General features: G+C 40.8%; 11 protein-coding genes and 1 pseudogene. 5 read left to right on the top strand and 7 right to left on the bottom strand.

What is annotated here, in order from left to right:
* Positions 1–33 precede the first annotated feature (33 nt).
* Positions 34–210 (top strand): hypothetical protein, encoded by a 177-nt coding sequence (locus tag AB3329_RS03490; RefSeq protein WP_368394357.1) that lies wholly within the window; start codon positions 34–36, stop codon positions 208–210.
* Between the two features lie 28 nt (positions 211–238).
* On the opposite strand, the gene AB3329_RS03485 is transcribed toward AB3329_RS03490, so the two are convergent.
* The 3 genes from AB3329_RS03485 to AB3329_RS03475 form a co-directional block, all read right to left on the bottom strand.
* The gene (locus tag AB3329_RS03485) at positions 239–1,756 is read right to left on the bottom strand and encodes an ATP-binding cassette domain-containing protein (protein WP_368394356.1); all 1,518 of its coding nucleotides are present in this window, start codon (positions 1,754–1,756) and stop codon (positions 239–241) included.
* A 524-nt stretch (positions 1,757–2,280) separates the two neighbouring features.
* Positions 2,281–3,021 (bottom strand): amino acid ABC transporter ATP-binding protein, encoded by a 741-nt coding sequence (locus tag AB3329_RS03480; protein ID WP_368394355.1) that lies wholly within the window; start codon positions 3,019–3,021, stop codon positions 2,281–2,283.
* On the bottom strand, positions 3,021–5,198 hold the full coding sequence (locus AB3329_RS03475) for an ABC transporter substrate-binding protein/permease (protein ID WP_368394354.1): 2,178 nt from the start codon (positions 5,196–5,198) through the stop codon (positions 3,021–3,023). Before AB3329_RS03475 ends, AB3329_RS03480 begins: the two co-directional genes overlap by 1 nt.
* A gap of 1,148 nt (positions 5,199–6,346) precedes the next feature.
* Here AB3329_RS03475 and uvrB point away from each other — a divergent pair.
* Complete coding sequence (uvrB, locus tag AB3329_RS03470; protein WP_368394353.1) at positions 6,347–8,341, top strand: excinuclease ABC subunit UvrB; 1,995 nt, start codon at positions 6,347–6,349, stop codon at positions 8,339–8,341.
* A gap of 273 nt (positions 8,342–8,614) precedes the next feature.
* Here the strand turns inward: uvrB and AB3329_RS03465 are convergent, their stop codons facing one another.
* The 4 genes and pseudogenes from AB3329_RS03465 to AB3329_RS03450 all read right to left on the bottom strand — a co-directional run bounded on the left by AB3329_RS03465 (position 8,615) and on the right by AB3329_RS03450 (position 13,885).
* On the bottom strand, positions 8,615–9,760 hold the full coding sequence (locus AB3329_RS03465) for an ABC transporter ATP-binding protein (RefSeq protein WP_368394352.1): 1,146 nt from the start codon (positions 9,758–9,760) through the stop codon (positions 8,615–8,617).
* A gap of 51 nt (positions 9,761–9,811) precedes the next feature.
* Complete coding sequence (locus AB3329_RS03460) at positions 9,812–10,648, bottom strand: sugar ABC transporter permease (protein ID WP_368394351.1); 837 nt, start codon at positions 10,646–10,648, stop codon at positions 9,812–9,814.
* Positions 10,648–12,018: pseudogene (locus AB3329_RS03455) on the bottom strand (carbohydrate ABC transporter permease). Before AB3329_RS03455 ends, AB3329_RS03460 begins: the two are co-directional and overlap by 1 nt.
* Before the next feature lie 616 nt (positions 12,019–12,634).
* Positions 12,635–13,885 carry an extracellular solute-binding protein gene (locus AB3329_RS03450; RefSeq protein WP_368394350.1) on the bottom strand — a complete coding sequence of 417 codons (1,251 nt, stop codon included), beginning with the start codon at positions 13,883–13,885 and terminating at the stop codon, positions 12,635–12,637.
* 465 nt (positions 13,886–14,350) lie between these two features.
* Between AB3329_RS03450 and AB3329_RS03445 the strand changes: the two genes are divergently transcribed.
* The 3 genes from AB3329_RS03445 to glgP all read left to right on the top strand — a co-directional run bounded on the left by AB3329_RS03445 (position 14,351) and on the right by glgP (position 20,015).
* Complete coding sequence (locus AB3329_RS03445) at positions 14,351–15,376, top strand: LacI family DNA-binding transcriptional regulator (RefSeq protein ID WP_368394349.1); 1,026 nt, start codon at positions 14,351–14,353, stop codon at positions 15,374–15,376.
* Between the two features lie 849 nt (positions 15,377–16,225).
* A complete protein-coding gene (gene malQ, locus AB3329_RS03440; protein WP_368394348.1) occupies positions 16,226–17,767 on the top strand; it encodes a 4-alpha-glucanotransferase in 1,542 nt (513 codons plus the stop codon).
* Entirely contained in the window at positions 17,751–20,015 is a 2,265-nt protein-coding gene (glgP, locus tag AB3329_RS03435; RefSeq protein WP_368394347.1) for a glycogen/starch/alpha-glucan family phosphorylase, read from the top strand. Before malQ ends, glgP begins: the two co-directional genes overlap by 17 nt.
* Positions 20,016–20,060 lie beyond the last annotated feature (45 nt).

The raw sequence follows: 20,060 nt of genomic DNA, 5'->3' as shown, positions 1-20,060 counted from the left end.
TAGCTATTAACTCAAAATGAAAAGAGGGCTTTTATGGGAGATAAACCGATATCATTTAGAGATAAGGACGGAAATTTTGTTTCGGCAGCAGATGTTTGGAATGCAGAAAAATTAGAAGAGCTTTTTAATAAACTCAACCCTAATCGCAAAATTCGCTTGGAAAAAGAGAAGAAAAGAGAAGAAGAAGCCGGAAAACAGCAGGATCCTTAACCCAAGGCCGGCTGGATTTCCGGCTTTTTTACTTCTTTATCAGTCCTTTTTCAGTCAGCTGGTAGCTTATTTTGGGGACATGGCTGATATAGCTGCGGTCATGAGAAACACTGATAATACAGCCGGGGTAGGCTTTGAGAACTTGCCGGATAGATTTCTGTGAAGTAGGTGAGAAACTGCGGGTGGGTTCATCCAGCAGTAAAATATTATGCTGGTTGAGCAGCATCTGGGCGAGGAGGAGTTTTGCTTTTTGTCCTCCTGAAAGTTTATTTACCGGCCGATAAATGTCTTCATAATTGAACTGTAAACTGGAAAGATAGGTCAGTACCTGTTCTTTTTGGTGTCTTCTGCCGCAAAATTCCAGAGCTGTTTCTTGACCATCCCAGATTTCATCATAATTTTGCGGCATGTATCCGATAGACAAAGCGCCCTTTTGCTCTTTAAGCTTTTGGTAAATGTGTTTTAACAAGAAGGTTTTGCCGATACCATTGCGCCCGGTAATGACAATTTTATCCTGTCCGTATACCGTGAGGCTGATAGGAATGGTTTTTCCTGCTTGAGGCAAGGGCAGCAGTTCATGTTCATAACAGAGAATTTTCTTTCCCGCAGGCAACGGCTGCAATTTTTGAAAAGTAATATGGACAGTGTCAGTCTGATAAGGAACTGGGTCTTTTTGTCTGTTCTCTCGTTCGAAGCGCTTTTGCTGAGCTTTCAGGGCTTTCATTTTTTTAGCTAAGAGCCGGCCTTCAATGTCATTTCGTGTCTGATTGAGAGCATGATGAACAGCTGACTGAGAGCGCCTGAGTTTAGTCAGCTGCTTGTTTCTTTCCTGCTGTTCTTTTTTGGCCAGTGCATTTTGCTTAGAAAATTGCCTTTGCCTATTAGCCATATAATCCAGATAGCTGCATTTTTTCGTATGTACCAGAGCTTGTTTTTTCTTTTTATGGTATTCTAAATGAATGATTTTATTAGCTGTTTTTGCCAGTAAATGCTCATCATGGGAAATAAAAATAATGGTTTGCTGGTTTTGTCGGATGGCATTTTGCAGCCATTCTAAACTGTCCAAGTCCAAATCGTTAGCCGGCTCATCAAGAAGGAGCAGATCTGAGGGTGCCAAAAAGAGCTTTATGAGCTGCAGTTTCAGCCTTTCTCCTCCAGAAAGACTGCCAATAGTCTGCGGTGAATCAAAATGCGTACTGGCAAAGCCCAGCTCGTTAGCAAGTTGGAAGCAGCGGTTAAAATCGAAAACATTGTCACTCTCAGGGTTATAAAGATAGGAAAAGCAGTCTTTTCTCCAGTCTGCTGCCGGCATTTGCTGGGGCAAATAGCTGATATGCCGGGACAAATTGCTGATTTGGCCGTGGACGTCTGCATACTCTTTGATACTTTCAGGATCAAAGAGGTAAGAGAGCAAGGTAGATTTTCCTACCCCTTCCTGACCGATCAGAGCGACCTTGTCTCCTTTTTGGATACTGACAGTCAGATCGGGGACTAGTACAGCGTTTGTACGGCGGTGCCTTATTGTTAAATGGTTAAGTTGCAGCATAGCTACCTCACTTTCTTTCAAACACTGTCCAGCCTGATGAGCAGCAGCTGATTTTTGGCCGTGACAGGTTTTTGCGATAGAAAAACTCTCCTACCTGACAAGTAGAAGAGTAAAGTGAGGCTATAAAAACAAGCCTTTACTGTCTAAGTAAAGCTGACTTAAAAAATAAAGCGCACACTAAAAAACTAAACTTGTTCAGGTAAGCCTAACAAAAGATTAGCTTTTTGCTGTCCATGGCGCTTTATTTCCTCCTTAAGATTGATTATTTTAAGTATAACAGATGATGAAAGCGGTGTCAATATCCTGCTGCAGGAAAGCAAAAAATCTTTTTCGTCTGGGAAAAGGAGCACTGCAGGGCTGAAATATAACTTGCAGCAGTTGTAAAAATTATCAGCCTTTGGTTTTACAAAAACTTTCAGCCTGCTAGAAAAAGAGATATCAAAATATTATATTAAGCAAAGTCCTATAAGTACAAATAAAAGGACTCGTCCCCAAAAGTGACGAAGTCCTTTACATCTTTAGTATCAGACATTTAAAACTTTGTTTAGAAAATCCTGCAGGCGCGGGTGTTTAGGATGATCAAAGATTTCCTCAGGGCTGCCATCTTCTAAGAATTCACCGCCGTCAGTAAAAATCACACGGTTAGCCACTTGACGGGCAAAACCCATTTCGTGCGTGACGATCAGCATTGTCATGCCTTGATGGGCTAAATCCTTCATAACATTAAGAACATCACCGACCATTTCAGGATCAAGAGCAGATGTTGGTTCATCAAAAAGCATGATAGCAGGGTTCATGGCTAAACTGCGGGCAATAGCTACCCGCTGTTTCTGGCCTCCTGATAAGCTGTCCGGCTTCGCATCCGCCTTTTCAACTAAGCCGACTTTCTCCAGCAGCTCCATGCCGACCTTTTCCGCCTCTTCCTGAGAATACTTTCCCAGCTCTACAGGGGCAAAACAAATATTTTCAAGGACGGTCATATGTGGGAAAAGATTAAAATGCTGGAATACCATCCCAATATTTTCACGTGCTTTGTCAACATCAGTATTTTTATCCGACAGCTCATAGCCGTCTACAATAACTTTCCCGCTGGTAATGCTTTCAAGGAGGTTAAGGGTCCGCAGAAAAGTAGATTTCCCCGAACCAGAGGGACCGATAATGCAGACAACATCACCTTCATAGAACTGTGTTGTAATGCCTTTTAAAACTTCGTTATCTCCAAAAGATTTGTGGAGGTCCTGAACATCAATTTTTAATTCTGCCATTATTTTAACCTCTTTTCTAAACGTCTGGCTAAGCGTGTTAACAGCGTAATCATTACAAGGTAGATGATTGCCAGGATCGCATACATACGGAAGGATTGATAGTTGCGGGCAATGATGATTTTCCCAGTTTGAAAGAGCTCAATCAGACCAATAGCCGAGACAATTGTCGTATCTTTCAGTGAAATAACAAACTGATTAATGAAGTTGGGCAGCATCAGTTTAACAGCCTGAGGCAGAATAACTTTTCGCATTGTTGTTCCGTAGGAAATCCCCAAACTGCGGCTGGCTTCCATCTGTCCTATAGGAACGGCCTCAATACCGCCGCGGACAATCTCTGCAATGTAGGCTCCGCCGTTGAGCGACAGCGCAATAGTAGCTGCCAAAAAGTCATTGATCGGGCTTTGGTTTCCCGTAATCGATTCAATTAAATTGGGAATTCCCCAAAAAATAAAGGCTGCTACAATCATCAGAGGGATACCGCGAATAACGTCAACAAAAACAGAGGCAACAGTCCGCAGAGCTTGGCTAGGCGTAACAGCCATCATCCCGACAATAATACCGATAATCATTGCACAGGCAAAGGATACTAGCGTTAACATCAGCGTTGTTCCCAAACCGGATAGAAGCTGGCCGTAGTTATTGGCTATTAGACCAAAAATAGTTGATTCATCTACCGTACTGTCTTCTGCCTTATCATTATTTGTTTCTGATCCCAGATACTTATCAATAATTTCATCATACTGTCCGGACTCTTTAAGAGCTGCTAAACCGTTATTAAACATTTCTATCAGCTCTGGATTGCTGCCTTTTTTTACAGCAAAACCATATTCTCCAGATTTTTCTCCTTTGATTGGAGTATCAAAGTTCCGACCCTGAGAGATTGCATATTTCAGCACTGCCTCATCATCCATTAAGGCATCGATGGATCCTGAATTTAGACTGTCATACATGGTCGAAGCTTCATCGAAGGCTTTTAAACTGTAACCATATTCTGCCGCGTGTTCTTCAAACCAGCTATAGGAAGCTGTCCCGTTTTTAGCGCCGACTGTTAAGCCGGCTAGCTCTTCGTAACTGCTGATGTCACTGCCGGATTTAACAGCTAAAATGATATTTGATGTGTAATATGAATCCGAGAAATCAAAGATTTTCTTGCGGGCATCAGTAATCGACATACCGGCAATAACAGCATCGGCCTGACTGGACTGAACAGCGTTGAGTGCGGCGTCAAATCCCGGATTGCTGATTTCAATTGTAAAGCCTTGCTGGTCAGCGATTGCCTGAATTAACTCCATATCGATACCGACATATTGACCGCTGTCGTTCTGAAATTCAAAGGGAGCAAATGAAGAGTCTGCAACAATTTTGTAGCTGCTTTTGACTGGAGTCGCTTTGCTGGACGCATCGCCGGTCGAAGCTAAATTGTTGTTTTCTGTCCCCAGCCATTTAGCCATGATTTCGTCATATGTGCCATCTTCTTTCATGGCTGCAAAGGCCTGATTAAATTCGTCAATAAGATACTCGTATTTGCTGCCTTTTTTTACAGCAAAAGCAAAGCTCCCGACCTCTTCGCCATCGATATTGATAGCATACTTTTTCCCTTGATTGATGGCATACTGCACAACAGGCTCATCATCCATGGCCGCATCAATAGATCCAGAATCCAGGCTGTTGTTCATTAAATCACTGGTGTCAAATGTTTTTAAGGTGTAGCCATACTTATCTTTATTTTTTTCTAAAAATGTTTGGGCTGCTGTCCCGTTCTTAACTCCAACCGTCTTTCCTTTGAGCTGGCTGTAATCTGAAATATTGCCGTCATCACGTGTGTAGAGAACAACCGCCGTATCATAATAAGTATCAGAAAAGGTAAAGACCTTTTCCCTTTCCTTAGTAACCGTTGTTCCTGCCATCAAAGCATCAGCCTGTCCGGCCTGGACGGCATTGACCGCAGCATCAAAGCCGGGGAAAGTCATATTGATATCCCAATTTTGCCGTTTGGCGACTTCATTGATGATATCAACGTCAATCCCTTTATAGGTCTGATCGGAATCTTTAAATTCAAACGGAGCATAGGCAGTATCTGAGACGATAGTAATCGTTTCAGCATTCACGGCCTTAGCACCTGACATAAAGAATAGCGAGAACATTGCCAGAATCAATGCTTTAAAATAATTCTTCATCTTGATCTCCTTTATACAATATGATTAAAATTATAGCAAAAATTAAGCCATTAGGCAAATGCTAACCGGGTTTATGTTATATTTTCTTACATAGATGACAGTGAGAATATCAGCGGAATCAGCGGTATCAAACGGCTTTCTCCCTCCTAATTTTCACTGTACTATTTAATATGATTAAAATTATAGCAAAAATAAAGCGATTAAGCAAATATAAGTTGATTCTGTGTGACCTTTTCTGACATAAACTTCAATTCAACTCTTTTCTTTGCTTTATGATAAAATGTAAATAAGCTGATAGATTGGGGAAAGCCCCATTTTCAATGCAGCAGGGAGAGAAGCTTAAGTCCATATGAGCTGACAATGGGATTTGTCTTTCCTATTTTTATTTGACTTTCTAAACAGCCCTTATACCTTATGAATCGAACACGCCCTAAGAGCTGTGCAAAAAAGATAAGGCTAAGTTTAGAATTGATTTCAAGTTAGTTAGCCGTAAACGTCTGAAAGCTTTGTCGTCTTGACAGAGGTGCGCCTACGAAATCAAAGATTTCTGGCTTACCGTCATTTTTGCTTTGCTCTTTTGATGGGCTTTGTATCTTATTGAACTGAACACGCCCTAAACGCTGCGGGAAAAAAATGTCCTGACTTAGAATCTGGCGATTCGTCAGTCAGTCCCCTATTTTCCTTTTGCGTTTTATACGGGCTTTGTATCTTATGAATCGAACACGCCCTAAGAGCTGTGCAGTGACATCATCCAGTGGATGATGTCAGCCCGAACCCAAAAATTAAAGAGTGAGGAAACTTTATAATCTGAGATTTTGTCTGTTAGCTAACCGTTGACGTAATTGAAGATTTCTGGCTTACTGCCAGCCGTAAACGTCTGAAGGACGATTTTAAAAATAGTCCTTCATGTTTGTTATAGTGTTATGTGCAAGACGCAGTAGCCTAGTGGCACTTTATTCGCTTTTTCAAAGCTTAAAATTGCCTACTAGGCTTTGCGGGGGTGGGACAACGAACTTTGTGGTCTGGGGTTCTGTCCCACTCCCTAGTCGTTCTGGCAGGGGTGCGCAGACGAAATTAAAGATTTCTGGCTTACTGCCTTTTTGCTTTGCTCTTTTCACGGGCTTTGTATTTTAGTGAGAGGAGAAGTGATGATTGATCGAAAGGAAGATAATCGTTTTAAATTAGTTTCGGCCTATGAGCCTTCAGGAGATCAGCCTAAGGCTATTGCAGCTTTAGTAGACAATATTGAAGGAGGGGAGAAAGCCCAAATTTTGCTGGGTGCAACGGGTACTGGAAAAACCTATACCATGAGTCAGGTTATTCAGCAGGTGAATAAGCCGACACTTGTTATTGCTCATAATAAAACCCTTGCTGGACAACTTTACGGCGAGTTTAAAGAATTTTTTCCAGATAATGCTGTTGAATATTTTGTTTCTTATTATGATTACTATCAGCCGGAAGCTTATGTACCTTCGAGCGATACTTATATTGAGAAAGACAGTGCGATTAATGACGAGATTGATAAACTTCGTCACTCAGCTACATCGGCCTTGCTGGAGCGCAATGATGTGATTGTTGTTGCTTCAGTCAGCTGTATCTATGGTCTGGGTTCGCCTAAGGAGTATGCCGAAGGAGCAGTCAGTCTCCGGCCGGGACTGGAAATATCACGGGATAAGCTGCTCAATGATTTAGTTGATATCCAATTTGAGCGCAATGATATTGATTTTCAGCGCGGTCGCTTTCGTGTTCGCGGCGATGTTGTTGAAATTTTTCCTGCTTCCCGTGACGAACGTGCCTTTCGCATAGAATTTTTTGGTGATGAGATTGACCGGATTCGAGAAATCGACAGCTTGACCGGCAAAGCTTTGGGAGAAGCTGATCATTTGGTGCTTTTTCCGGCTACTCACTTTATCACCAGTGAAGACTATATGGAGCGGGCTATTTACAATATAAAAAAGGAAATGGAGGAGCAGGTTAAACTTTTTGAGAAAGAAGGGAAACTGATTGAAGCGCAACGTATCCGGCAGCGAACAGAGTATGATGTTGAAATGCTGCAGGAAATGGGCTATACTAACGGCGTTGAAAATTATTCACGCCATATGGATGGTCGAAGCGAAGGAGAACCGCCCTATACCTTGCTTGACTTCTTTCCGGAAGATTTTTTGATTATGGTTGATGAGAGCCATATGACTATGGGTCAAATTAAAGGGATGTATAACGGGGACCGTTCCCGCAAAGAAATGCTGGTCAATTATGGCTTTCGCCTGCCAAGTGCGCTGGACAACCGCCCCCTGCGCCGCGAGGAATTTGAAAGTCATGTCCATCAGATTGTATATGTTTCTGCGACACCGGGCGACTATGAACGAGAGCAAACCGATACAATCATTGAGCAAATTATTCGGCCGACCGGTCTTCTTGACCCTGAAGTAGAAGTTCGGCCAACTATGGGGCAAATGGATGATCTGTTGGGAGAAATTAATGCCCGTTCTGAAAAAGGAGAACGCACCTTCATTACCACCTTAACAAAGAAAATGGCTGAAGATTTGACAGACTATCTTAAAGAGATGGGGGTAAAAGTCAAATATATGCACTCGGATATCAAAACGCTGGAACGGACTGAAATTATTCGCGACTTACGTCTAGGCGTTTTTGATGTTCTTATTGGTATCAATCTTCTGCGGGAAGGTATTGATGTACCTGAAGTCAGTCTGATAGCTATCTTAGATGCTGATAAAGAAGGCTTTTTACGCAATGAGCGGGGACTGATTCAGACAATCGGCCGGGCAGCCCGTAATTCAGAGGGGCATGTTATTATGTATGCCGATACTATAACGGACTCGATGAGACGGGCAATTGATGAGACAGCCCGCCGCCGTGAAATTCAGATGGCCTACAATAAGGAACATGGCATTGTGCCTCAAACCATTAAGAAAGATATCCGTGATCTGATTGCTATTACTAAGACCAGTGATGAAGACGGAATAGTTGCTGAGGAGCTGGATGTCTCCACAATGACTAAGAAAGAACGCCAAGAAACAATCAAGAAGCTGCAAAAAGAGATGCAGGAAGCAGCTGAACTTCTTGACTTCGAATTAGCTGCTCAGCTTCGGGATATGGTCTTAGAACTTAAAGCGATGGATTAGAAGGAATCTATGGGTTTTTGCTGCCAATATCTTAAATGATGCCTTATACTGTCTAAACCACAGTCATTTATAGAAAAAGAAGTAGGACAAAAATCAATAAATCGTCATTTGTTGGCGATTTCGATTTTGTTGTCCTACCTCTGCACAGTTGATTGGGGAGCTTGCTATCCCTTGATTGATTAGGGATAAGAGCTTCCAATTAACCACTGCATCATGCTTATCTGTCTAAAAAAGTGAAACGAGGCAGGACTTTTGTCCCAGCCTCGTTTTCTGCTAATTAGTGGGGAGAGTGATTCTTTTTTCGGTAGTTTTGTCAAAAAAGTGTCCTTTAGCAATATTGAGAGTTAGGGAAACTTTTTTTCCAGGCTGATGAGTATCATGTGCATCGGATCTAGAAACAAATTCATTGCTTCCAAATTTGGCATAAAGCATCGTTTCGGAGCCCAAAAGTTCAGAAACAAGAACTTCAGCTTCGATGTTGGCTTCAGGGTAAGTATCACGAACAATTTGCTGGGTAGAGATATCTTCTGGCCGAATACCGAAAATGACAGTTTTACCAAGGTATCCCTGTGATGCAAGAATTTTTGCTTGGCCTGCCGGCAGACTAAGGCGTAATCCTTCATTGTTAATCAAGGCATCTTTCTCAACTGTCAGTTCAAAAAAATTCATGGCTGGGCTACCGATGAAACCTGCGACAAATTTATTTGCTGGTTCATTGTAAAGTTCTTTAGGGCTGCCAATCTGTTCAATGCGTCCAATTGTTCCCGAACCATCAGGACTTTTGCTGGAACTCATGATAACAATTCTATCAGCCAAGGTCATCGCTTCAGTTTGATCATGAGTGACGTAAATGGTCGTGGCACCAATGCGGCGGTGGATCTTGGCAATTTCAGCGCGCATAGAAACCCGAAGTTTAGCATCCAGATTTGATAAGGGTTCGTCCATTAAGAATACTTTAGCATCCCGAACAATTGCTCGTCCCATAGCAACCCGTTGTCGCTGTCCTCCGGAAAGATCAGCAGGTTTACGTTCCAAAAATTCTGTCAGCCCAAGAATTTGAGCGGCTTCCTTAACCCGCTTATCAATATCTGATTTGGCATATTTTCGAAGTTTTAGGCCAAAAGCCATGTTATCGTAAACGGACATATGAGGATAGAGGGCATAATTTTGGAAGACCATTGCAATATCACGATCTTTAGGTGATTTATCATTAACAAGCTGATGATCAATGCTTAGCTCACCTTCTGTAATGTCTTCAAGACCAGCCACCATCCGCAGAGTTGTAGATTTACCGCATCCGGAAGGACCAACAAAAACAATAAATTCGCGATCCTTTATATTAAGATTAAAATCTTCAACAGCATAATGATTGCTGTTAGGATATTTTTTATAGATATGATTCAGATTTAATTCAACCATAGTGTTTTTTCCTTACTAATTTCAACTGTTTTTTCTCTATTCGGAAGTATATTACTTAACAGATCCGCCGGTAATACCTTCAACATAATATTTTTGCATGAACATAAAAAGCAGAGTAATCGGAATAGCAATGAGCACAGAGCCTGCTGTAAAGGATAAGAACCAATTGTTAATTGTGTCTTGCTGCAGCATAGAGAAGAGCCCGATGGCCACTGTATATTTGCTAGTGACATCGCCAAGAATAACTCTGGCAAAGATGAAGTCAATCCAGGGAGCGATAAAGGCCATCAGAGCTGTATAGACAATAATTGGTTTAGCCAAGGGCAAGGTGATTTTAAAGAAAATATCCATGCGCCTTGCTCCATCAATCATAGCCGATTCATCCAAAGAATAGGGGATGGTATCAAAGAAACCTTTTGCGATATAAAAGTTGAGAGCAGCCCCAGCTGAATAAACAAGAATTAAAGCCAAAAGTGTCTGATCCAGATTGAGTGCTTTAAGAATATAGTAAACAGCAATCATGCTCATAAATCCTGGGAACATATTAAGCACTAAAGCTAATTTTAAAAAGCTGTTACGATGTTTGAACTTGATACGGCTGAGTGAATAAGCCATAGCGACATTAATAAAAGTTGAAATGATACAGCTGGCAGCCGCCACATAAAGAGTGTTTAAAAACCACCTGCCAAAAGGGAAAACATTCTGATTGAAGAGCTTGATATAGTTTTCAAATGTCCATGTTTTTGGGATAAAATAGTTGACATAAGCCGTGCCTTCACCTCGAAAACTGGACAGCACAACCCAAGCGATTGGAAAAAGCCATATAATGGAAAGTACAGCCAAAAGCAAATAAACCAGAGCTAGTCTTACATTCTTACGATTTTTCATTATTTGACAACCCCTTCCTTATAAGAGTTTGTCCTAGTGTAAGCCAGTAGGCTAAAGACAGCTGAGAGGACAAAGATGATAATACCAATAACGGAAGCTAAGTTATAATCTGCAGCAGTAACAGTTAGATTATAAAGCCATGTAACTAAGAGATCCGTGCTGCCTGCCTGATAGAAACTGGAATTGCTTGGGCCGCCTCCCGTTAAGAGATAAATCACATTGAAATTATTAATATTGCCGATAAACTGCTGAATTAATGTCGGTGTCATAACCAAGAGAATCTGAGGAAAGGTGATCGATTTAAAAATTTGAAATTTATTGGCTCCATCGATTTCAGCTGCCTCTATTTGTTCCTGCGGCAAATTCATAATAATTCCAGTAGCGACCAGCATAGTAACTGGAATCCCAACCCACATATTGACAAAAATAATCGAAAATTTCGCCCATATTGGATCTGATAAAAAAGGAAGAGGTGAGGCAGCCGAAACGAAACCAAGTTTTTCCAAGAAAGCATTGACCGGTCCGGCATCATTGAGGAGGTTGCGCATAATCAACAAAGAAATAAATTGAGGGACAGCAATAGTAATAACAAAAATAGTCCGCCAGACTTTCTAGAACTTTAAGCCTTTTGTGTTAATCAATAAAGCCAGAATAATACCGAAGAAAAAATTGGTTACTGTTGCAAATACGGCCCATATCAATGTCCATGATAAGACCGGAAAGAAGGTATTGGCCATACGGCCGTTAAAAACATTGCCAAAATTAACAAATCCGACCCAGTCAAAGAGGCTTTTGGGCGGTAAATGACTGTGATCGTAACTAGTAAAGGCCAAACAGATCATATAAATCAGCGGCAAGACAGTAAAAAGCAGCACACCAAGCAGTGGCAGTGCCATTAAAGTCATATGGAAACGCCCGTTTGTCAAAGTCAGTAAGTCTTCTTTAAAGGTAGGAATTTTCTTGCCTTCTTTATTAAGAACATACAAATGACAGGTGCTTTTAAGGCTGCACCAGTAAATATAAGCAAAAACCAAACAAAAAATAACAGAAGCCAGACCGAAAATAAGCAGCAGCATGGAGTTATCTCCATTAACAGTTACCTGCAGTTTAACTCCATCAATCGTTTTTGTAACAGTACCTTGTTCTTTAGTTCCCAGTGTAACTAGTCCTTTAAGAGCAGGAATAACCTGACTGATAAAAGCAATGATAAAACAAACTTCAGAGAGGAGAAAGAAAAATCCCTTAACGAATTGCTTATTTTTGATATTAGCCAATCCCATGATAAAAAAAGACAGTCTAATATCCCAGCTTCCTTTTCTAAAGGATTCTTTAACAGGTAAAGTTGCCAAATCCAATGCACTTGTATTCATGAAAACCTCCTTTTAAATAAGATACAAAGCCCGTGAAAAACGCAAAAGGAAAATAGGGGACTGACTGACGAATCACCAGATTCTAAGTCAGGACATCTTTTTCCCGCAGCGTTTAGGGAGTGTTCAGTTCCGATAAGATACAAAGCCCGTGAAAAACGCAAAAGGAAAATAGGCGGTAAGTCCGAAATCTTCGATTTCGCAGACGCACCCCTGTCAGAACGACTAGAAGGATGCATTAAATTGATTCTAGTCTTTTTCAGAACTCTAGTTGTCTAGTGACATTTTAGCCGCTTTTCAAAGCTTTAAAGTGTCTACTAAGTCTTGCGGGGGTGGGACAAGGAATTTTTTATTCTTGAGAAAAGTTCTGTTCCACTCTCAGACGGCTATGGTTGGCAGTAAGTCAAAACTCTTCACTTTCACCTGTCCACCTCTGTTAAGAGGGATGTTGCGGTGATTTTTTGATTTGAATTGAGTACATGAAGTCTGATAAAACAGAAAAGAGCGGTAGTCACATTTCACCACAGCACCTTCGTGCAACATCATCTTAGCGGCAAAAAAGGAGCCGTAAAACAAGTTTAATTAAGAATTGACTTGTTTCCGGCTCCACGAAAATTAATTATTTAGCATCTGCTAATTCTTCATCAAAATCTTTTAGTTTAGTGAGGTAATCACTTGCCTTGATTTTACCGTTATAAGTATCACTGAGAAGAGCTGCACTTTCTGTCCAAAATGTAGTCATTTGGCTTAATTTAGGAGTTACGACGGTATAATCTTCCGAAGAGGCCATTGTAATAACTGCTTGGGCTAGTTCATTTGACTGAACAGCTTCAGATGCTTGAATTTCTTTGTTAGCCGGGATAATATTGCGTCCTTCATATTCAAACTGATTTTTTTGACTTTCGGCGCTTGTCAGCAAAGAAGCCAGTTTATAAGCAGCTGCGATACGCTTAGTATCAGAACCAGCAGGAGCCTGATTGACTGCAAAAAGTTTGACACCAAGGAAAGCCTTTTGCTGAACAGTCTTACCGCCGATTGACATGGTTGGGTAAACAGCAATACCTAAATTGTCTTTCCCGATAGCTTCTTGAGCAGCAGATAAATCCCATGGGCCTGTCTCGATAGCAGCTACTGTGCCATCGCCGAATTTTGACATGGTATTTTCAGCTGTCAAGTTAACAAAACCGTCATTAGATTTTTGATCAGCAATCCACTGCAGAACAGAGACACCTGCTTCGTTTCCCCAATTTGTTCCATCGACATCTTCTCCGTTTTTGCCAAAGAGGGTATCACCTACAGACATAAAAAGAGGAGCAGTAGCATAAGCATTCATTGATTTAAAAGTTGCACCAAATTTAGCTTTTGTGGTAATTGTTTCATAGCTGCTAACATCTTCTGCTGTTAACAGTGACTTATTGTAAAAAAGAACTTGTGATTCGATCCCAAATGGGAAAGCGTAAGTTTTGCCCTTGTATTCAGCGCCAGCAACCGCCTGATCAGTAGCGCTATTTTGAATTTCTTCTTTATATTGATCTGGAATTTCTTGAATAACACCGGATTCAACTAATTGTCCCAGCTGATCATGAGGCAGCGAAAAAACATCAGCAGCCTTTTCAGGATCTTTTTTAACATTTTCCTGAGCTTTTGAATCATTGGACTCCACAATCTTAACTTTGTAGCCCGAGTTTTCTTTTTCAAATTGTTTGACAATCTCTTGATAGGATTTTTTGGCTCCAGTGGGCACCCAGAGTTTAATTGTTGTTTTCTTTGATGCTGCCTCAACCTGTGTCTGATTATTTGCGGTTGCTGTTATTGCAGCAGCTAAGCTTAGACCGGCAATACCGGCAATGATTTTTTGCCATTTTTTCATAGCAATTTCCTCCTAAAACTAAAAATAAATACAAATATATTATGCAATCGTTTGCAAAAAAAGTCAAGACTTTTTGTGAAAAAATTTATTTGAACTCATAAAAAGCCCTTAAATCAAAGAAAAAAATAAAACAAACGCTTGCATTTTGTCTTTCTCACTGTATAATGTAATATAAAAGCTAAAAAGACAGTCTGTCCCGGATAAATTTTATTTTTGCGTCTGGATTGAAGTAAGTAAGATCCATCATGGTAAAAGGTAGGTCATGTTTGGTCGTTTTGCTTGTGAAATCTATTGGTATAGGAACAATGGGTTTACAGGCATGGGGGTCATATCTGATCTCGTTTTAAATTAAGAAGGCGGAGTGTAAAGATTTGTCTTTCGAAGCTATGTTCTTTTTCTAGGTTTGTTTCCTATTTTTGCTGAAATTCCACATAGCTTTAAGCTTTGGTCGAAAGGAGAAATGATGTGGTTACGATAAAAGATGTCGCCCATAAGGCAGGCGTTAACCCTTCAACCGTCAGCCGGGTTTTAAAAGATCATCAATCGATTTCTATAAAAACCAAGGAGAAGGTCAGAAAGGCAATGCGCGAATTAGGCTATGTTCCTAATGTTGCGGCGCAGATACTGGCCAGCGGTTTGACTTACAGTATTGGTCTTGTCTTTCCGCCTCTTTTAACTCCGGATCGTCTAAGTGAACCATTTTTTATGCAGATTTTGTCTACAATTACTAATGAAGCTAAAAATAATGATTTTACGGTTTCGATTGCAACAGGAATGACAATGGCTGATTTGGAAAAACAAGTTCAATTGATGTACAAACAAAAACGAGTTGACGGTTTTATTATTCTTTATTCTGAACAAGATGACCCGATCAAACGCTACTTACTGACCAACCAGATACCTTTTGTCATTGTCGGAGCTCCGGAAGGTTTTGAAAACCAAATAACTTATATAGATAACGATAACCAGCTTATGGCAAGGACAGCGGTAGAATTTCTGTATGATAAAGGACATGAAAAAGTTCTTTTTGTTACAGATGATTTGCAGTCAGAAGTATCGTCAGAGCGCTATATTGGTTATTTAAAGGGTATTATGAAATCAGGTTTGCTCAGTCAATCCCCCTTGCTTTTTGACCGAAAAGATCCAGCAACAGTTGAGCATTTGATTGATACCATTCGCAATTTTCAAGCCACTGCTTTGATTGTTATTGGTGATGTTTTAGCTATTCGAATTGTTCAGCTGCTCTCTTATTATGAGCTTAAAGTACCAGATGATCTTTCTGTTATTACATTTAATAATTCTGCTTACGGAAAACTCATTCATCCTTATTTGACTACCTTTGATATCAATATCAGCAGTTTAGGCTCGATTAGCTTTAAACGTCTATTAGCCATTATCAGAAATCCGAATTTAGAGCTTAGTGAAAAAATTATTGTTCCCTTCACTTTAAAAGAAAGGGAAAGTGTCAGGAATTTACGCAAGACTATATAGTTATGCTGCAAGGGTATTTTATTAAATAATTGAGGCTAAAAAACTGTTTTATTCAGACTTATTTTTAGCTTTTTTGTATTGTAATGAAGTGACCTGCTAATCGAAAATAGACCTTTGATTTTAGGTCGCGTACAATTCACCACAAGATGGAAACTGTTCAAGTATAAGAAAATTTCAAAAAAAATGTTGACTTACGCAAACGCTTGCGTTATAATTTTATTGTCCTTAAGCTAAACAGGATAAGAGTTCAGTTCAGCAGGAAATGGCGAATTAATTCTAGAGCTGTTCTAATGTTAGCCACTCTGACCGGAAGTAGGCAGACGAAATCGAAGATTTCTGGCTTACCGTCAGCCGTAAACGACTGAAGGCTTTGTCGCCTTAGCAGTCGACTGCATCTTTCTAGTCGTTCTGGCAGGGGTGCGTCTGCGAAATCACAGATTTCGGACTTACCGTCAGCCGTAAACGACTGAAAGCTTTGTCGCCTTAACAGTCGACCGCACCTTTCTAATCGTTCTGGCAGGGGTGCGTCTGCGAAATCACAGATTTCGGACTTACCGCCTATTTTCCTTTTGCGTTTTTCACGCCCTTAGTATCTTGTTATAATTGAACACGGCCTAAGCTCTTTGCAAAAAAGATAGCCCTCCCTAGAGTCTTTAGTGACTCGTCGGTCAGGCTCCTATTTTTGCTGTGAGCTTTAAACGGCCTTTGTATCTTGTTATAATTGAACACGGCCTAAGCTCTTTGCAAAAAAGATAGCCCTCCCTAGAGTCTTTAGTGACTCGTCGGTCAGGCTCCTATTTTTGCTGTGAGCTTTAAACGGCCTTTGTATCTTGTTGGAGGAGATGGATAATGGAAAAACGTGCAAGCGGTGTTTTGATGCATATCAGCTCTTTGCCAGGAAAATTCGGAATTGGAACTTTTGGGAAAGAAGCTTATCGCTTTATTGATTTTTTGGAAGAAACAAATCAGACTTACTGGCAGATTTTGCCTCTGACGACGACCAGTTACGGGGATTCTCCTTATCAGTCTTTTTCGGCTGCTGCCGGTAATACACATTTTATTGATTTTGATTTGCTGGAGGAAGCTGGGTTCTTGGAAAAGGCCGATTATCAGTCTGTTGATTTTAGCCAGGATCCGGAAAAAGTTGATTTTGCTCGGATTTTTACAGCACGGCGTCCAATTTTAGAAAAGGCTGTTGCCGCTTTTTTGGCACAAAAAGATGCCGTCCTCTTGCTGGATATTTTTGAGAAGGAAGCGGGCTGGCTTCAGGATTTTGCCGAATTTATGGCTATTAAAGAATATTTCGGCAACAAAGCCCTGCAGGAATGGGAAGACAAGGCAGCTATCAGGCGTGATGAAGCTGCTTTGGCGGATTACCGTCTGAAATTAAAGGATGCTATCAACTATCATAAAGTGACACAATACTTTTTCAGTCAGCAGTGGGCGGCCTTAAAAACCTATGCTAATGATAAGGGGATAAAAATTATCGGTGATATGCCTATCTATGTTTCTGCTGACAGTGTTGAAGTGTGGACGATGCCGGAACTTTTCAAAGTAGATAGCGATAAGCGCCCTCTTTGTGTGGCAGGCTGTCCGGCTGATGAGTTCAGTGCAGACGGTCAGCTTTGGGGCAATCCCATCTATGCTTGGGATAAGCATGAAGAAACGCACTTTACTTGGTGGGTTTACCGTATTAGGGAAGGTTTTAAACTTTATGACCTTCTGCGCATTGATCATTTTAAAGGCTTTTCAGATTATTGGGAAATCCGCGGTGATTATGAAACAGCCAATGATGGAGAGTGGAAACCGGGTCCCGGACGTGCTTTATTTGATGCTGTTAAAGCTAAGCTGGGGGATGATTTACCGATTATTGCTGAGAATCTGGGCTATATTGATGAGCGTGCCAAGCAACTTTTGGAAGATACGGCCTTTCCGGGAATGAAGATTCTCGAATTCGGCTTGCTTGATACGCGGGGCAAAAGTACCGACATTCCCCATCACTACACAACTAATACGATCGCTTACACTGGGACCCATGATAATGAAGTCATTAATGGCTGGTATGAAAATCTGACATCGGACCAACAGCATTATACTGATGTCTATACACGCCGTCAGCCTGATGAACCGATTACTCAGGCGATGTTAAGGCTGCTGTATGGTTCGGTTAGTAGTATAGCTATCAGCTGTATGCAGGATTTGCTGAACAAATCTGCTGACTGTCGGATGAATGTCCCAAATACTCTGGGCAACAACTGGCAGTGGCGGATGTTAAAAGATGACCTGACTGATGAAAGGAAGGCCTTCTTGACTGAAATTACCAGTATTTACAACCGTAAAAATACTGATTTACATCAAAAGAAGGATGGTAATCATGATAACGCAATTTAGACAATATCTGGAAAATCAAGGAAAAAATTTGACGGCTTTGTCCAATGAAGAAATCTATTTCACCCTCATGGACTATGTTAAAAAGTTAGCTGCTCAGAAAAGCAAAAATACGGCTAAACGAAAAGTTTATTATATTTCAGCAGAATTTTTGATCGGAAAACTCCTGTCCAACAATCTTATTAATTTAGGAATTTATGATGAAATTCAAGAGGAGCTGGCTGCAGCCGGGAAGTCACTGGCTCAGGTCGAAGATGTTGAGCCTGAACCTTCTTTGGGCAATGGCGGGTTAGGACGTTTGGCTTCCTGTTTTATTGATTCCATGGCTACGCTGGGAATTAACGGAGAAGGTGTTGGTCTGAATTACCATTGTGGCTTATTTAAGCAGGTTTTTCGAAACCATCAGCAGGAGGCAGAGGCAAATTACTGGATTGAAGACAATTCTTGGCTTACTCCGACAGCTGTCAGCTACGATATCCCTTTTAAGGATTTTACGCTTAAATCCCGTCTCGATCGGATAGATGTCTTGGGTTATCAGCAAGACCACAAGAATTATCTCAATTTATTTGATATTGATGGTTTGGATTACAGCTTAATTAAAGACGGCATTTCTTTTGATAAAACTGAAATCAAAAAAAATCTGACGCTCTTTCTTTATCCAGATGATTCTGATAAAAACGGAGAGCTGCTGCGGATTTATCAGCAGTATTTTATGGTATCCAATGCAGCACAGCTTTTACTTGATGAGGCGCTGGAGCGCGGATCTAATCTGCATAATCTGCCAGACTACGCTTATGTGCAGATAAATGATACCCACCCTTCGCTGGTGATTCCGGAGTTAATCAGGCTTCTGACAGAAAAACATGGCTTAGATTTTGAAGAAGCCGTTTCAATTGTCAGCAAAATGGTCGGCTACACCAATCATACGATTTTGGCAGAAGCTCTTGAAAAGTGGCCGCTTGACTACCTCAATGATGTCGTTCCGCATTTGGTAACGATTATTGAAAAATTAGACAGTCTGATTCGCAGTCAGTATCCTGATTCGGCCGTTCAGATTATCGACAGCGATAAACGGGTGCACATGGCTCATATGGATATTCACTTTGCAAACAGTGTTAATGGTGTGGCAGCTCTGCATACAGATATTTTAAAAAACAGTGAGCTGAAAGCTTTCTACAATATCTATCCTGAAAAATTCAATAACAAGACAAATGGGATCACTTTTCGACGCTGGCTGGAATTTGCAAATCAGGATTTGGCAGCTTATATTAAAGACCTGATCGGCAAAGATTATCTTTATGATGCAACAAAGCTGGAAGATCTGCTGTCTTTTGCTGATGATCGGGCTGTCCACGCTAAGCTATCCGTTATCAAGCACCAAAATAAACGGGCACTTAAACGTTATCTGAAAGATAACCAAAATATTGAACTGGACGAAAATTCCATCATTGACACGCAGATAAAACGTTTCCATGAATATAAGCGGCAGCAGATGAACGCTCTTTATGTTATTCACAAGTATTTGGCCATTAAAAAGGGCCAGCTGCCTAAACGAAAAATCACTGTTATATTCGGCGGTAAGGCTGCCCCTGCTTATACGATTGCTCAGGATATTATTCATCTGATTCTGTGTTTATCAGAACTTATTAATAACGATCCACAGGTCAGTCCTTATCTCAATGTCCATTTAGTTGAAAATTACAATGTCAGCCTAGCTGAAAAACTGATTCCGGCTACAGATATATCTGAACAAATTTCTTTAGCCTCAAAAGAAGCATCGGGTACCGGCAACATGAAATTTATGCTTAACGGAGCGCTCACTCTTGGGACGATGGATGGCGCTAATGTAGAAATTGCCGAGTTAGCCGGTCGTGAGAATATTTATACGTTCGGTAAGGATGCAGATACAATTATTAATCTTTACGCCCAGTCAGGCTATAATCCGTCAGATTATTACCACAGCAGTGCTGACATTAAAGAAGCTCTTGATTTTGTTATAAGTGATAGGATGTTAGCGATAGGCAGCCAAGAACGGCTTTCACGGCTTTATCAGGAAATAACCACTAAAGACTGGTTCATGACCTTAATTGATCTGCAGGATTATATTGCCATAAAAGAGCAGATGCTGTCAGATTATGAAGACCAAGAAAGCTGGAATAAAAAGGTGATTCATAATATTGCTAAAGCAGGCTTCTTTTCGTCAGATCGGACGATTGCCCAGTACAATGAAGAGATATGGCACAGCTCCTAACCGGAAAGTTTGACTCGTATGGCAAAAACTTATAATAAAACAAGC

The sequence above is a fragment of the Streptococcus huangxiaojuni genome (assembly GCF_040930515.1).
GTDB classification, from domain to species: Bacteria; Bacillota; Bacilli; order Lactobacillales; family Streptococcaceae; genus Streptococcus; species Streptococcus huangxiaojuni.
Note: the sequence above shows the minus strand (reverse complement) of the source record. Positions and strands in the feature narration are given on the sequence as shown.

Excerpts from the sequence above, each read along its gene's own strand:
- AB3329_RS03490 (WP_368394357.1), top strand. The coding sequence starts at position 34 with ATGGGAGATAAACCGATATCATTTAGAGATAAGGACGGAAATTTTGTT.
- AB3329_RS03485 (WP_368394356.1), bottom strand. The coding sequence starts at position 1,756 with ATGCTGCAACTTAACCATTTAACAATAAGGCACCGCCGTACAAACGCT.
- AB3329_RS03480 (WP_368394355.1), bottom strand. The coding sequence starts at position 3,021 with ATGGCAGAATTAAAAATTGATGTTCAGGACCTCCACAAATCTTTTGGA.
- AB3329_RS03475 (WP_368394354.1), bottom strand. The coding sequence starts at position 5,198 with ATGAAGAATTATTTTAAAGCATTGATTCTGGCAATGTTCTCGCTATTC.
- uvrB (WP_368394353.1), top strand. The coding sequence starts at position 6,347 with ATGATTGATCGAAAGGAAGATAATCGTTTTAAATTAGTTTCGGCCTAT.
- AB3329_RS03465 (WP_368394352.1), bottom strand. The coding sequence starts at position 9,760 with ATGGTTGAATTAAATCTGAATCATATCTATAAAAAATATCCTAACAGC.
- AB3329_RS03460 (WP_368394351.1), bottom strand. The coding sequence starts at position 10,648 with ATGAAAAATCGTAAGAATGTAAGACTAGCTCTGGTTTATTTGCTTTTG.
- AB3329_RS03450 (WP_368394350.1), bottom strand. The coding sequence starts at position 13,885 with ATGAAAAAATGGCAAAAAATCATTGCCGGTATTGCCGGTCTAAGCTTA.
- malQ (WP_368394348.1), top strand. The coding sequence starts at position 16,226 with ATGGAAAAACGTGCAAGCGGTGTTTTGATGCATATCAGCTCTTTGCCA.
- glgP (WP_368394347.1), top strand. The coding sequence starts at position 17,751 with ATGATAACGCAATTTAGACAATATCTGGAAAATCAAGGAAAAAATTTG.